Source organism: Thiomicrospira microaerophila (genome assembly GCF_023278225.1).
In the GTDB taxonomy this organism is placed as follows: domain Bacteria; phylum Pseudomonadota; class Gammaproteobacteria; order Thiomicrospirales; family Thiomicrospiraceae; genus Thiomicrospira; species Thiomicrospira microaerophila_A.
In genome coordinates, this window is record NZ_CP070959.1 from 1 (window position 1) to 13,515 (window position 13,515).

General features: G+C 45.9%; 16 protein-coding genes. All 16 read left to right on the plus strand.

Annotation, left to right across the window (positions count from 1 at the left end):
• Positions 1 to 100: 100 nt before the first annotated feature.
• Complete coding sequence (dnaA, locus tag JX580_RS00005) at positions 101 to 1,450, plus strand: chromosomal replication initiator protein DnaA (RefSeq protein ID WP_248850757.1); 1,350 nt, start codon at positions 101 to 103, stop codon at positions 1,448 to 1,450.
• 11 nt (positions 1,451 to 1,461) lie between these two features.
• A complete protein-coding gene (gene dnaN / locus JX580_RS00010; protein WP_248850758.1) occupies positions 1,462 to 2,571 on the plus strand; it encodes a DNA polymerase III subunit beta in 1,110 nt (369 codons plus the stop codon).
• A gap of 13 nt (positions 2,572 to 2,584) precedes the next feature.
• Positions 2,585 to 3,190, plus strand: a complete 606-nt coding sequence (gene ccmA, locus JX580_RS00015) for a heme ABC exporter ATP-binding protein CcmA (protein WP_248850759.1) — start codon at positions 2,585 to 2,587, stop codon at positions 3,188 to 3,190.
• Positions 3,187 to 3,849 carry a heme exporter protein CcmB gene (ccmB, locus tag JX580_RS00020; protein WP_248850760.1) on the plus strand — a complete coding sequence of 221 codons (663 nt, stop codon included), beginning with the start codon at positions 3,187 to 3,189 and terminating at the stop codon, positions 3,847 to 3,849. The genes ccmA and ccmB overlap by 4 nt, the downstream gene beginning before the upstream one ends.
• A gap of 28 nt (positions 3,850 to 3,877) precedes the next feature.
• Complete coding sequence (locus JX580_RS00025) at positions 3,878 to 4,657, plus strand: heme ABC transporter permease (RefSeq protein WP_248850761.1); 780 nt, start codon at positions 3,878 to 3,880, stop codon at positions 4,655 to 4,657.
• Positions 4,654 to 4,827: a heme exporter protein CcmD gene (gene ccmD / locus JX580_RS00030; protein ID WP_248850762.1), complete on the plus strand. Its 174-nt coding sequence runs from the start codon at positions 4,654 to 4,656 to the stop codon at positions 4,825 to 4,827. Before JX580_RS00025 ends, ccmD begins: the two co-directional genes overlap by 4 nt.
• Entirely contained in the window at positions 4,814 to 5,251 is a 438-nt protein-coding gene (gene ccmE / locus JX580_RS00035) for a cytochrome c maturation protein CcmE (protein WP_248850763.1), read from the plus strand. The genes ccmD and ccmE overlap by 14 nt, the downstream gene beginning before the upstream one ends.
• Positions 5,252 to 5,275: 24 nt before the next feature.
• Complete coding sequence (locus tag JX580_RS00040) at positions 5,276 to 7,201, plus strand: heme lyase CcmF/NrfE family subunit (protein ID WP_248850764.1); 1,926 nt, start codon at positions 5,276 to 5,278, stop codon at positions 7,199 to 7,201.
• A complete protein-coding gene (locus JX580_RS00045) occupies positions 7,198 to 7,731 on the plus strand; it encodes a DsbE family thiol:disulfide interchange protein (protein ID WP_248850765.1) in 534 nt (177 codons plus the stop codon). The genes JX580_RS00040 and JX580_RS00045 overlap by 4 nt, the downstream gene beginning before the upstream one ends.
• On the plus strand, positions 7,728 to 8,165 hold the full coding sequence (locus JX580_RS00050) for a cytochrome c-type biogenesis protein (RefSeq protein ID WP_248850766.1): 438 nt from the start codon (positions 7,728 to 7,730) through the stop codon (positions 8,163 to 8,165). The genes JX580_RS00045 and JX580_RS00050 overlap by 4 nt, the downstream gene beginning before the upstream one ends.
• The gene (locus JX580_RS00055) at positions 8,158 to 8,808 is read left to right on the plus strand and encodes a tetratricopeptide repeat protein (RefSeq protein WP_248850767.1); all 651 of its coding nucleotides are present in this window, start codon (positions 8,158 to 8,160) and stop codon (positions 8,806 to 8,808) included. Before JX580_RS00050 ends, JX580_RS00055 begins: the two co-directional genes overlap by 8 nt.
• A 119-nt stretch (positions 8,809 to 8,927) precedes the next feature.
• The gene (locus JX580_RS00060; RefSeq protein WP_248850768.1) at positions 8,928 to 9,506 is read left to right on the plus strand and encodes a NapC/NirT family cytochrome c; all 579 of its coding nucleotides are present in this window, start codon (positions 8,928 to 8,930) and stop codon (positions 9,504 to 9,506) included.
• A 155-nt stretch (positions 9,507 to 9,661) separates the two neighbouring features.
• Positions 9,662 to 10,276, plus strand: a complete 615-nt coding sequence (locus JX580_RS00065) for a c-type cytochrome (protein WP_248850769.1) — start codon at positions 9,662 to 9,664, stop codon at positions 10,274 to 10,276.
• A 12-nt stretch (positions 10,277 to 10,288) separates the two neighbouring features.
• Positions 10,289 to 11,596, plus strand: a complete 1,308-nt coding sequence (locus tag JX580_RS00070; RefSeq protein WP_248850770.1) for an NAD(P)/FAD-dependent oxidoreductase — start codon at positions 10,289 to 10,291, stop codon at positions 11,594 to 11,596.
• Positions 11,597 to 11,815: 219 nt separating this feature from the next.
• A complete protein-coding gene (locus tag JX580_RS00075) occupies positions 11,816 to 12,115 on the plus strand; it encodes a c-type cytochrome (RefSeq protein ID WP_248850771.1) in 300 nt (99 codons plus the stop codon).
• A gap of 7 nt (positions 12,116 to 12,122) precedes the next feature.
• Entirely contained in the window at positions 12,123 to 13,424 is a 1,302-nt protein-coding gene (locus JX580_RS00080) for an NAD(P)/FAD-dependent oxidoreductase (protein WP_248850772.1), read from the plus strand.
• Positions 13,425 to 13,515: the final 91 nt, after the last annotated feature.

Genomic DNA, 13,515 nt, shown 5'->3' on the forward strand with positions numbered 1-13,515 from the left:
TTTGAGTTAAAGTTATCCACACGCCTTGGCTGTTTTTTAAAGTTATTCACAGGTATAATTCGAATCTTATCACTAGGTTTAAGCTTAAAGGAGTGTTGTTTTGAGTCATTTATGGTCGCAAAGCCTCAAGTATTTAGAAGATGATCTCAATGAGCAGCAGTTTCACAGCTGGATTCGTCCGTTAAAAGTGATTGAAGAGGATTCGGTCATTCGTTTGTTAGCGCCAACCCCCTTTATTTTGGATTGGGTAAACCGTAAATTGATGCTTAATATTCGCCAGGCGGTTGAAAAAGTAATGCCGGATAACCCGCCTCAGGTGCGTTTGGAGATCGGGGATTATGATCTAGATGAACCTGCGCATGAACCTGCTATTCCCCAGCCACTTCAGCAAACGACACAAAAACCAGTTGAGTCAGCAAAAAAAACCATAAAACATAAGCTTAACCCAAACTATACGTTTGAAAATTTTGTTGAGGGTAAGGCTAACCAGTTAGCCGCTGCTGCTGCACGTCAGGTCGCGGAAAATCCGGGCGGCAGTTATAATCCCTTCTTTATTTATGGTGGTGTCGGTCTAGGTAAAACTCACTTGATGCACGCGATTGGCAATGCCTTATTGGCAAAAAATCCAAATGCGCGTGTTGCCTATTTGCATTCAGAAAGTTTTGTCGCCGATATGGTGAATGCACTGCGGCACAATAAAATTGAAGACTTTAAACGATTTTACCGTTCGTTGGATGCGCTGTTAATTGACGATATTCAGTTTTTTGCCAATAAAGAGCAATCACAAGAAGAGTTTTTTCATACCTTCAATACGCTTCTAGAGGGCAATAAGCAAGTTATTTTGACTTCGGATCGCTTTCCAAAAGAAGTCGATGGCTTGGAAGATCGCTTGAAATCACGTTTTGGCTGGGGCTTGACGATTGCGGTGGAACCGCCTGAGTTTGAAATGCGTGTGGCGATTTTGATGAAAAAAGCCAGTGAATCCGGTGTGTCTTTACCCGAAGAAGTGGCATTTTTTATTGCCAAACGTTTGCGAGGTAATGTGCGTGAGTTGGAAGGCGCTTTGAAAAGAGTGATTGCCTATTCTCAATTTACCGAACAGCCGTTAAGCCTATTATTGGTTAAAGATGCGCTTAAGGACTTATTAGCCTTGCAGCAAAAAATGGTCACCTTGGAAAATATTCAAAAAACCACGGCTGATTATTATAAATTACGGGTGGCAGACATCTTATCCAAACGGCGCACACGCAATGTAGCCCGTCCTCGCCAGGTGGCGATGGCGATTGCTAAAGAGTTAACCAATCACAGCTTGCCTGAAATTGGTGATGCGTTTGGTGGCCGTGATCATACTACGGTTCTGCATGCAGTGCGTAAGGTAAAAGAATTGCGTGAAACCGATCATCGCATTGATGAAGATTTTACTAAACTCATTCGAATTATTACTTCTTGAGGTCTTAAATAATGAAACTGACCCTTCAACGTGAATTTTTTTTAAAAGCGCTACAAAATGTAGCGGGTGTGGTTGAGAAACGTCATACTAACCCGATTTTGGGTAATTTTTTATTCCAGGTTTTGCCAAATCAACTGGTTGTGACCGGTTCAGATTCAGAGATTGAAACCCGCTCTCAAACACCTCTTGAGTCGGTTGAAGGCGAGGTGTTTGATATCACTTTGCCGGCTCAAAAACTCCTAACCATTGTTCGATCCTTGCCTGAAGGTTTAAATGTAGTTTTAGAATTTGAGCAGGGGCGTTGTACCTTAAAAGCGGGACGCTCTTCATTTAAACTCTCAACCCTCCCGGGTGAGGATTACCCGCACATTGATTTAACCCAAGCACAAACTCTGTTTGAAATCAGTCAAGGTGATCTAAAGAACTTGATTCAACATTGCGGTTTTGCTATGGCCAGCCAAGATGTACGTTTTTATTTGAATGGCATGTTGTTTGACGTTTCGCCTTATGGTTTACGTTTGGTGGCGACCGATGGTCACCGATTATCAACCTGTGTCTTTAATCATTCGATGGAGCGGGTGGTGCCGACCCAAGCGATCGTTCCGCGGAAAGCGATAGTAGAGTTGACTAAATTATTGGTGCAACCTGAGCAAGCTGTCAGTCTGTCGATGGCTAAAAATTATCTGACTTTGCAGTTGAATGATACGATTTTCACGTGCAAGTTAATTGACGGTCGCTATCCTGATTATAATCGTGTTTTACCTAAGTTTAATGACGTTCAGGTTCAGTTGGACCACCAGTTATTTAAATCTATTTTGCAACGGGCGTCGATTTTATCGAATGAGCGCTTTAGGGGGGTCAGACTGGTGTTTGAACACAATTTACTAACGGTGCATGCTCAAAATGCCGAACAGGATGAATCGAATGAAGATATGGCGATTGATTTTCAAGGTGATAGAATCGAAATTGGCTTTAATGTTGGTTATCTATTAGATGTCATTAATTCATTAAAATCTGAAGTGATTACCCTTAACTTGAAAGATAGCAGTAACAGTTGCTTGATTACGGTTGAAGACCAGTCCATGCAGTGCCAGCATGTTATTATGCCGATGCGTTTGTAATTTAGGTTAGAACTTGGCAAGGTTATTGGTTCAGGGATTAGGCTATAGCCGAGGTCATCAAATGTTGTTTGATGACCTCAGCCTTGAATTGGGTGCCGGTCAACTGCTGTTATTAACCGGTCACAACGGTGCCGGTAAAAGCACCTTGCTAAAGTTGCTGGCCGGTTTAATTGAACCGGATCAAGGCACTATTCTGTTTCATTCACCTAACGATTCACACTCTAACCAGGCCTGGTTGGGTGATCGTAATGCGTTAAAACTGCAATGGACGGCGCTGCAAAATCTTGAGTTTCTTGCCAGTCTGCGTCCAGCCAATCATTATGACCCCTTCAAAGCCTTGGATTATTTTGGCTTGTTTGCGGTACGCCATCAATCGGTCAGCCGATTCTCTCAGGGGATGAAGCGGCGTTTAGCCTTGGCGAGTTTGCTACTGACTTCGGCGCAACTCTGGTTGTTGGATGAACCGCAAGCTGCCCTCGACCAGCAGGGGATCGCATTATTTGAGCAGATGTTGAATCAGCATTTACAGGCGGGTGGGATAGCGGTGATGGCGGCGCATCATGCGGTTAAATTAGAACCGCAGCAGATTCAAACCCTGTCATTAGGTTCGCGCAAATGAACTTTTTAATCCTCATTCGTCAGCAATTGAGTTTGGCATTGGCCAATAAACTGGATTGGATGACGCCCTTACTGTTTTTCTGTTTAGTGATTATGTTATTTCCGCTGGCGTTGGGCGGCGCACCCCAAGCCTTAGCAGAGGTTGCGCCGGGCTTGTTATGGGTGGCAGCCTTGTTAGCCACCTTGTTGTCATTAGATTCGATGTTTCGGGGTGATCATGATGATGGTACGCTAGAGCTTTGGGCGGCTAGCCGCGCCAGCTTGCTGCGTTATGCCTATGCCAAGCTTATCAGTCATTGGTTGATCTACGCCTTACCGCTAGTTTTGCTTTCGCCGCTGTTGGGTTATGGCTTGCATTTACCCTTGCAGGCCTTGCCGATTTTGGTGTTGAGTTTAGCCTTAGGCAGCGTCAGTTTGGTTTGGATTGGCGCCGTCGGCGTTGCCATCACCAGTGGCATAAAATACAATAGCTTCCTTTTGGCGCTGTTAGTGCTGCCGTTTTATATGCCGATTTTAATTTTCGGTGCCAGTGCGGTCGATGTGGCGGCACAGGGTTGGTCGGCGCTGGGGCCGCTTTATTTATTAGCCGCCTTGGCGGTTTTAGCCTTAACGCTTGTCCCCTTTGCGGTGGCGAAAGCCCTTAAATTGAGTTTATCTTGATGCAACTGATGAGAACCGAAAGCCGATTATGAATCCGATTTTGAAATGGTTTTATCAATGGGCGGTGCCGCATTTTGTTTATCCGCGTATCCAGGCCTGGTTGCCTTGGGTGGCCATCTTGGCCAGCAGTTTATTGCTGATCGGTTTGGTGTGGGGTTTGGTTTTTGCGCCAGCGGATTATCAGCAGGGTGATGCGTTTCGGATTATTTATGTCCATGTGCCGGCGGCTTGGTTGTCAATGCTGGTGTATATGGCGATGACCCTGATGGCGATCAGCGTATTGGTGTGGCGGATTCAGTTGGCGGAGTTGGCGTTGGTTGCCAGTGCGCCGATTGGCGCGGCCTTTACCTTGATGGCGTTGTTTACCGGCGCGATTTGGGGCAAGCCTATGTGGGGCGCTTGGTGGGTGTGGGATGCGCGTTTAACCTCTGAACTGATTCTGTTATTTATCTATCTGGGCATTTTCGCCTTGTATCACGCGATAGAAGACAAGCGTCAAGCCGCCAAGGCCGCGAGTTTAATGACGGTGGTGGGCGTGGTGAATATCCCGATTATTCATTATTCGGTGATTTGGTGGAACACCTTGCATCAGCCACCGAGTTTGAGCAAACTCGATACGCCCTCGATTCATCCGGATATGCTTTGGCCTTTGTTAATCACGTTGTTGGCATTCAAGCTACTTTTTGTCTGGATGCTATTGCTGCGTTTGCGCACCGAGTTAGTGTTGCGTTATCCGCAGAGCGCTTGGGTGCAGGCGGTGATGAAGCCGGGCGCTAACAAGGACAGCCATAAGGAGCCAAGTCGATGACCGAGTTTTGGGCAATGGGGGGGTATGGCAGTTATGTTTGGTCGTCGGTTGGGCTGAGCTTGCTGGTGATTGGCTACAACCTGTTGATGCCCTATTTACGCCATCGTCGGCTATTGCAATCTTGGCGCCAGCAACAACAAGAGGAGGCACGTTTGCATGAGTCCGGTTAAACGTCAGCGTTTGATGTTGGTGGGGTTGTTGGTTTTGGGGGTGTCAGCGGCAGCGGCCTTAATGTTCCAAGCTTTCCAACAAAATATGATGTTTTTCTTTTCTACTAGCGAAGTGGCGGAAGGTTTAGCGCCTGTGGATCGCGATTTCCGTGTTGGCGGCGTGGTGGTAGAACAGTCAGTCGTGCGTGCCAGTGACTCGCTTAAGGTGGTGTTTGATATTACCGATATGAAAACGCCGATTCAAGTTGAATATCACGGCATTTTGCCGGATTTATTTCGTGAAGGTCAGGGGATTGTCGCCAAGGGTCAGTTAAACGCTGAAGGGGTGTTTGTCGCGTCTGAGGTGTTGGCCAAACATGACGAAAACTATATGCCGCCCGAAGTCGCCGCCACCTTGCATACCCCACCTGCCGCCGCCTACTAATGACTTCCAAAGGTTAATAAATTAATGATCAGTGAATTGGGTTTAGTGTTTTTATTGTTAGCGGCGGCCTTGTCCGTGCTATTAACCGTCTTGCCTTTTTGGGGCAGTTGGAAAAAACAACCAGGCTTGGTGGCGATGGCGCCGGTATTAGCCTTGACGATTTTTGTGCTGACCGGCATTTCGTTGGCGATACTGGTATGGGCGTTTTTAGCCGATGACTTTGCGCTTAAATATGTTGCCTCCCATTCCAGTTTGTTTCAGCCTTGGTATTTTAAGTTTTCAGCGGTTTGGGGCGCGCATGAAGGTTCGTTATTGCTTTGGGCCTGGATGCTGACCGGTTGGGCGGCGGCGGTGGCGCTGAAACCCGGTGCCTTGACTTCGGATGAACATAGTCTGACGCTTAGCGGCTTGGGCTTTATTATTCTTGGCTTTTTATTGTTTATTCTGTTTACTTCCAATCCGTTTGAACGTTTGCCCACGGTGCCGGTTGATGGCTTGGGTTTAAACCCTTTGCTGCAGGATTTGGCGTTGATTGTGCATCCGCCGCTGTTGTATATGGGGTATGTGGGCTTGGCGGTGAGTTTTTCGTTAGCGGTGGCGCAACTTTGGTTGGGTGAAGCCCGACCGCAAACCTTTGCCTGGGCGCGTCAATGGACCTTGGTGTCTTGGGCGTTTTTAACCCTCGGCATTCTGCTTGGCAGTTGGTGGGCGTATTACGAACTGGGTTGGGGCGGTTGGTGGTTCTGGGATCCGGTTGAAAATGCCTCGTTATTGCCCTGGTTGGTGGCAACCGCTTTAATTCATTCGCTCTTGGTCAGTGAAAAACGCGGGCAGCTGGTTGGTTGGACACTATTGCTTGCCATTTTGGCGTTTGCGATGAGTTTGGTCGGCGCGTTTCTAGTGCGTTCAGGCGTACTGACTTCGGTGCATGCCTTTGCCACCGATCCGACGCGCGGCACCTATATTTTGATTTATTTGATTGTAGTGATCGGCAGTGCGTTAGCGTTATTTAGTGCGCGGGTGCCGAAGATGGTCAAGATTAAACCCATGCAGTTGCAGTCAAAAGAAACCGCCTTGTTGTTTAATAATGTGCTGTTGATGGTGATGACCGCCAGTGTAATGTTGGGTACATTGTATCCGCTGTTGCTTGATGCCTTGGGTTTAGGCAAGGTTTCGGTCGGGCCGCCTTATTTTAATGCGGTGACGATTCCGTTAACGATTCCGTTGGCGATTTTAATGGGGCTCGGTTTCTATATTCGCTGGAAACAGGATTCAGTCGGTCGATTGGCGCGTGAACTTTGGTGGCTGGGTTTGCTTACGGCGGTGGCGGTGCTGTTAGCCGCGCTTTGGTTAATGCCGGATTTGCAAGGCATGGCATTGCTGGGCGTTGGACTCACGGCTTGGATTGGCTTTGGTGCGCTGGCTTGGTTGCTGAATCACGCACGTAAAACCGGCCGAATCAATAAACCCATGTTGGGTGCGGCCTTGGCACATATTGGGTTTGCGGTGATGATTGCCGGTATTACCCTGTCGAGCTTATACGGCATCGAGCGGGATATACGTTTAGCACCTGGCGAGTCGATGGAGTTAAAGGATTATCGTCTGCATTTTCAAAGTGTCGGGCAGGGCGCGGGACCGAATTACTTAACGACAGAAGGCACGCTAAGGTTGTATCGCGGTGACGAGTTGGTGAAACTGCTGCACCCAGAAAAGCGGATTTATATCGGTCATGAAATGCCGATGTCGGAAGTGGCCTTGGATGGGCGTTTGAGTCGAGATATTTATGTCGCTTTGGGTGAACCGATTGGCGATCAGGGGGCGTGGAGTTTTCGGATTCAGTATAAACCCTTTATTCGCGGCATCTGGTTGGGTGCGTTGTTAATGGCCATCGGTGGGTTGATTGCGGTTTGGGGGCGACGTCAGGATGCTAAAACGGGGGTGAACGCATGAATAAAACCACTTGGCCCTTAGCAATATTTGCTGGATTGGTGATGCTGTTTGTGGTCGGTTTGATGCTAAATCCAAAACACGTGCCCTCGCCACTGATCGGCAAACCCGCGCCTGTTATTCAGGCGCAAGATTTCCTCAGCCAACAGCCGTTTGATTCAAAACAGCTTAACCAGGCCTGGTTATTGAATGCCTGGGCGTCTTGGTGCTCGGGTTGTTATCTGGAACATGAACATCTGATTAATTTAGCGAAAACCCAACCAGGCCTGGTGATGGTCGGATTAAATTATAAAGATCAAGCGGAAGCAGCGCAGCAATGGCTGGCGCAACAGGGTAATCCTTATACAACGGTGGTGTTTGACCCGGATGGGCGGATAGGCATGGATTGGGGGCTGATTGGTACACCGGAAACTTTTTTGATCGATGCACAAGGGCGCGTAGTGGATAAATGGATGGGGGCGCTGACGCCGGAACGGATTGAACAGTCGTTAATCCCCGCCTTGCAAAAACTCAATTCGCAGGCCAGGCTATGAAAAGGCTTTTGATGTTGGTGTTATTGGGTGTGATGGGCTTGTTTGCCTTATCCGTGCAGGCAGTGGTGGAAACCTATGAGTTTGATACGGCTGAACAAAAAGCACTCTATCAAAAAATGGCGCGTGAACTGCGTTGCGTGGTCTGCCAAAACCAGACTATTTTGGAGTCGAATGCGCCGCTCGCCCAAGATCTGCGCCAACAACTCTATCAAATGATTCGTTACCAACAGGCTGATGAAAAACAAATTATCGCGTTTATGGTGCAGCGTTATGGTGATTTTGTGTTGTATCGTCCGCCTTTTCAGGCCAATACGCTGATTTTATGGATTATGCCGTTTTTAATGTTGCTGTTTTCGGTTTACTGGGTTGTCAGTTATGTCCGCCAAACCCAAAAAATCGCACAGCAACAACAGGAGAGTAAACAGGATGATTGAACTCTGGCTCAGTCTATTCGTGCTAATTTTAGCGGCGATGGCTTTGTTATATGGTTTAGCCAAGCGCCATAAATTACTCGGCTTGCCGGTGATGTTGCTGGCGTTTGTTAGCTTGCCGGTGATGGTGTTACTGGGTTATTGGCAATTGGGTGCCCCCGGCCTGGTCGCAGAACAACAGCAACAAAAAGCGATAGCCGCCTCCACTAAAACCCTGGTTGATCAATTAGAAGCGCGGCTAGCCGCGCAGCCAGATGATATTGACGGTTGGATGATGTTGGGGCATTCGCAAGCGACCTTAGAGAATTGGCGTCGCGCTTCTGAAGCCTATGATCGGGCTTATCAATTGGATCAAAACAATCCGATGATTATGCTCGCTTTGGCTGAAAGTTTGGCCGAGCGTGAAATGGGCATCTTTAACCTGCGTGCGCAAGCTTTGGTTTCAACTGCACGGCGTTTAGCGCCAAATAACCTTGATATTTTATGGACAAGCGCTCTGGTATCCAGACAAAATGGAGATTTAGATCAAGCATTTGAAGATTTATCTGCGCTGCATAGCTTGTTGCCAGAAGCATCTGCTGAAGGCCAAGTTGTTGCTAAGCTCTTAGAAGAGTTGATAAAAATCCGCGATTCGCTAACGGACTAATAAATTTTATTCTTAGGTATAAGTAAAGTTTATTAGGGTCATTCAAAAGTCTAAGTGTCTTTCAAGTTAATAAATTCGTAATATATTGCAAAAATATAGAAAATATCTTGAAAGGACTAATGATGAAAAAAATCTATCTTGCTTTTGCAGGGGTGTTTGTTCTCGGTTTCGCTTCTTATGGTGCAATGAATGTGGTGTTTGACTATACCAATGAGATGGAATTTTGCACCTCCTGCCATAGTATGAAAATCAATTATGAAGAATACAAAGAAACCGCGCATTACAACAATGCCTCAGGTGTGCGTGCAACCTGCTCAGACTGCCATGTTCCTAAAGAGTTTGTTCCCAAAGTCACTGCCAAAATCATTGCGGTTAAAGATATCTACCATGAGTTTTTAGGAAACTTTGCGGTTAGCAGTGAAATCAAAAATGATCCCGAAGCCTATCTAGCCCATTTTGAAGCCAACCGTTGGCGTATGGCGAATATTGTTTGGGATAAGATGAAAGCCAACGACTCAGCTGAGTGCCGTACTTGTCATAGTTATGATGCGATGGACTTTGACCAGCAAGGTCGTTCTGCGCAACGTCGTCATCCACGTGCTATTGCCGATGGTGAAACCTGTATCGATTGTCACAAGGGTGTAGCTCATCATGAGCCAATGGAGCCTTTGGTATCCAAAGCAGAATTACCCTACTAACGAAATTTAAAATCCCATCTTAGCGTGGGATTTTTTATAGCAAGTCGATTGAAATCGACTTTATAAAAGCGCATAAGCGCTAAGCGCGGCTTTCTAATCAGGCTCTTGGTTGAGTCAATGGAAAGCAGCATGACTCGACTTAAGAGGAGAAAACTATGATAAACACCAAAAAACCATTTTTAAAAAAATGGATGGGTGTCGTTCTGGCAGGTGGTCTAATGGCCAGCGGAATGGCGCAAGCAGAGTTTGATCGCAGCACGATGTTGGCGAACACCTGTGTGGGCTGTCACGGTATCAATGGTATTAGTGATGGTCCAGCTATTCCATCTATCGGTGGTATGTCTGAAGAGTATTTTATTAACTCGATGAAAGAGTTCCGCGCGGGTGAGCGTCCAAACACCATTATGACGCGTTTAGCAAAAGGCTACACGGATCAAGATATTGAGGATATGGCAAAGTATTTTGCTAAACAAAAATATGTTCAAGTTGAACAAGCGCATGATCGTCAAGCGGCGCAATTAGGTCAGCGTTTACATAATACCTTCTGTGACCGTTGTCATGATGCCGCCGGTACTAACCCAGAAGATGAGGCAGGCTTTCTTTCAGGTCAAATGCGTGCCTACTTAGAATATAGCTTGCAAGATTATTTATCTGGTGAACGCGAATATAAAGAATCACGTATGAAGCGCGAATTGGAAAGCTTAATTAATCGGCATGGTGATGCGGGTGTTCAGCAGCTACTAGATTATTATGCATCAGGCAAGGAATAAGGAGATATTACGATGAAATTAAATATGACAAGAAGAAATCTCCTTAAAGCCTCAGCGGTGAGTGTTGCAGCTGGCTCTATGGCAAGCTTTAGCGGTTTGGCTTCAGCGCACAACCATGGTGGTAAACACAAGGTTGTAATCGTGGGTGGCGGTATTGCCGGTGCAACCGCAGCGAAATCTTTAAAGCGTCTTGATCCAAACATGGATGTGACCTTGATCGAAGCCGGTGCGGATTACCATACCTGTTTTATGAGTAACGAAGTTATTAACGGTGATCGTGACATTAAAACCATTCGTTTTACGTTGGATGGCTTGAAAAAACAAGGTATTAATGTTGTGATTGATGAAGTGACTGGCATTGATGCAAAGGGTAAAAAAGTATCCACTAAAGGTGGGAAGTCATTTGGTTACGATCGTTGTATCGTTGCGCCAGGTGTTGAACTGAACTATAGCGCTATTCAAGGTTACTCAGCTGAAGTCGCGAAAACCATTCCTCATGCTTGGAAAGCCGGTGAACAAACCGCGATTTTGCGAGATCAGTTAGCCGCGATGAAAGACGGTGGTACCTATGTATTAGTTTGTCCACCGAATCCATTCCGTTGTCCGCCTGGCCCGTATGAGCGCGCATCATTGGTTGCAAAATACTTCAAAGACAATAAGCCTAAGTCGAAAGTGATTCTGCTGGATCCTAAGCCAGCCTTCTCGAAAAAAGGTTTGTTTGAAGATGCGTGGAAACGTCACTATGGATATGGTTCAGCGAATGCGATGATCGAATGGCATGGTGAAGATGGTGTTGTAAGCGTTGATCCTAAAACTAAAACCGTCACAACCGCAAAAGGTAAAACTGTTAAGGCGGATGTGTTAAATATTGTTCCACCACAAAAAGCCGGCAAGATTGCACAAATTGCAGGATTAACGAACGATTCTGGCTGGTGCCCAATTCAAGGTAAAACCTTTGAATCGACTATCCATAAAGATGTCTATGTGATCGGTGATGCAGCAATTGCTGCTCCTCTGCCTAAGTCAGGCTACGCCGCTAACTCTGAAGCCAAAGTGGCAGCGGTTGCTGTGTATGCATCTTTAACCGGTAAGAGTATGATTGAACCTTCATGGGTTAACACCTGTTACTCGATTGTTGCGCATGATGAGGCGATTTCGGTTGCAGCTGTTTATGCGTATGAAGGTGATAAGATAATTTCTGTACCTAACTCTGGTGGTTTAACACCTGGCGGTGATGGCTTCAACGCTGAGCATCGTAAGCGTGAAGTGCAATATGCTTATTCTTGGTTCAATAATATTGTTGCCGATACATTTAAATAACATATTTGCTTTGATCTACTAGGCCCCTTTACGGGGCTTTTTTTATTTTATTAATTTAAAACTTATTCTAAATCAATAATCTAGCTAGAGATATCACAGTTTATTTATATCCTTGCATAAAAATTCCTTATCGTGCCCAGTAAAATTCTATTGGCAGCCTAAAAATTTCTCATTTATAGTCACTCTCACCTTTTAAAAAAATAAATGAGGTATAACTAAATGAAAAAGATATTACTACCTGCAGCGGGTTTAATGTTGGCAACCATGTTGCCTGCGCAAGCAGTTGAACGCGGTGAGTTGCTTGCAAACAGTTGTTTTTCTTGTCATGGCTACGACGGCCGCTTAGATAACGCCACTATTCCCACTCTTGAAAACTATCCTGCTTCAATGATTATTAGCCAGATGAAAGCTTACCGTGATGGCACACGTCAAGGCACGATTATGAACCGTCATGCAAAAGGCTATACCGATGAAGAAATCGAATTGATGGCTAAATTCATTGGTAGACAAGGACAATAGGAGAAGTATGATGAGTAGCAAATTTTCAAAACTTTCGCGTCGTCAAATGATTCAACTAGCCGCAGCCGGTATTGCTGCGCCTACCACTTTGGCTTTAACAGGCTGTTCCACTACCGGTCGAAAAGGTGCTGGAGAAGTGGTTGTAATTGGGGGCGGGTTTGGTGGAGCGGCAGCCGCCAAATACCTCAAACGTTACAATCCAGAACTCAACGTAACTTTGATAGAACCACAAAAAGAATACATTACCTGTCCGGGTTCAAACTGGGTGATTGGTGGTTTTCATGAAATGAAGCAGATTACACATAACTACAATGCTTCAAGACGAAATGGCGTTAATGTCGTTCATGAGTTTGTTGACTCTGTTGATCCGGCAAAACAAACAATCAAGTTAGCCAGTGGAAAAACCTTGTCTTATGACAGACTTGTTATGTCTCCAGGTATTGATTTCAAATGGGATGTGCATGAAGGTGTCGATTCTAATACTGAAAAACATCTACCCCATGCTTATAAAGCGGGTGACCAAACTCTGCTGTTGCGTGATCAGTTACAATCCATGAAACAGGGCGGTACCTTTGCAATGGTTGCACCGCCAAATCCATTCCGTTGCCCACCTGGGCCTTACGAGCGCGTGGGTACCGTGGCGCATTATCTAAAGCAAAACAATCCGACTGCCAAGATTTTGATTTTGGATCAAAAAAATGCCTTTTCTAAACAGGGTTTATTCCAAGAAGGATGGCGTAATCATTACGGTCAGATGATTGAGTGGGTTGCAAGTCAAGATGGTGGTAAGGTTCATAGCCTTGATGTGAAAAACAAAACCATTAATGCTGACTATGGCAAGGTAAAGGCAGATGTGATTAACTACATCCCTCCACAAAAAGCAGGCAAATTGGCCTTTGCTACCGGTTTAACCAATGAGTCGGGTTATTGCCCTGTAAACCAACAAACCTTTGAGTCAACGATTCATAAAAATATTCATGTTATCGGTGATGCGTGTATTGCTGGACCTATGCCTAAGTCAGGTCATTCAGCAACCAGCCAAGCTAGAACCTGTGCTGCGAATATTGTGCTGGCAATGGCGGGGCGTGAGCCTATCTCAGCGAAAAATGTGAATACCTGTTATTCATTGGTTACACCTGACTATGCTATCTCGGTTGCAGCGATTTATGACTTCCAAGACGGTAAGATTGTATCGGTCGAAGGTGCGGGTGGTGTGTCGCCGATGGGTGCGACGCCTGATGTACGTAAAATGGAAGCCATCTATACTCAAGGTTGGTATAACAGTATTGCTGACGAGGTTTGGGGTTAATTTAATTAACCAAGCCTGGTTATTCCATCCAGAAACCCGCTTAGGCGGGTTTTTTTATTTTACGGTGTAAATAAAGTAAGTAATATGCTTG

Bases quoted from the DNA above. Each gene is read 5' to 3' on its own strand.
- dnaN (WP_248850758.1), top strand. From the start codon at position 1,462: ATGAAACTGACCCTTCAACGTGAATTTTTTTTAAAAGCGCTACAAAAT.
- ccmB (WP_248850760.1), top strand. From the start codon at position 3,187: ATGAACTTTTTAATCCTCATTCGTCAGCAATTGAGTTTGGCATTGGCC.
- JX580_RS00025 (WP_248850761.1), top strand. From the start codon at position 3,878: ATGAATCCGATTTTGAAATGGTTTTATCAATGGGCGGTGCCGCATTTT.
- ccmD (WP_248850762.1), top strand. From the start codon at position 4,654: ATGACCGAGTTTTGGGCAATGGGGGGGTATGGCAGTTATGTTTGGTCG.
- ccmE (WP_248850763.1), top strand. From the start codon at position 4,814: ATGAGTCCGGTTAAACGTCAGCGTTTGATGTTGGTGGGGTTGTTGGTT.
- JX580_RS00040 (WP_248850764.1), top strand. From the start codon at position 5,276: ATGATCAGTGAATTGGGTTTAGTGTTTTTATTGTTAGCGGCGGCCTTG.
- JX580_RS00045 (WP_248850765.1), top strand. From the start codon at position 7,198: ATGAATAAAACCACTTGGCCCTTAGCAATATTTGCTGGATTGGTGATG.
- JX580_RS00050 (WP_248850766.1), top strand. From the start codon at position 7,728: ATGAAAAGGCTTTTGATGTTGGTGTTATTGGGTGTGATGGGCTTGTTT.
- JX580_RS00055 (WP_248850767.1), top strand. From the start codon at position 8,158: ATGATTGAACTCTGGCTCAGTCTATTCGTGCTAATTTTAGCGGCGATG.
- JX580_RS00060 (WP_248850768.1), top strand. From the start codon at position 8,928: ATGATGAAAAAAATCTATCTTGCTTTTGCAGGGGTGTTTGTTCTCGGT.
- JX580_RS00065 (WP_248850769.1), top strand. From the start codon at position 9,662: ATGATAAACACCAAAAAACCATTTTTAAAAAAATGGATGGGTGTCGTT.
- JX580_RS00070 (WP_248850770.1), top strand. From the start codon at position 10,289: ATGAAATTAAATATGACAAGAAGAAATCTCCTTAAAGCCTCAGCGGTG.
- JX580_RS00075 (WP_248850771.1), top strand. From the start codon at position 11,816: ATGAAAAAGATATTACTACCTGCAGCGGGTTTAATGTTGGCAACCATG.
- JX580_RS00080 (WP_248850772.1), top strand. From the start codon at position 12,123: ATGATGAGTAGCAAATTTTCAAAACTTTCGCGTCGTCAAATGATTCAA.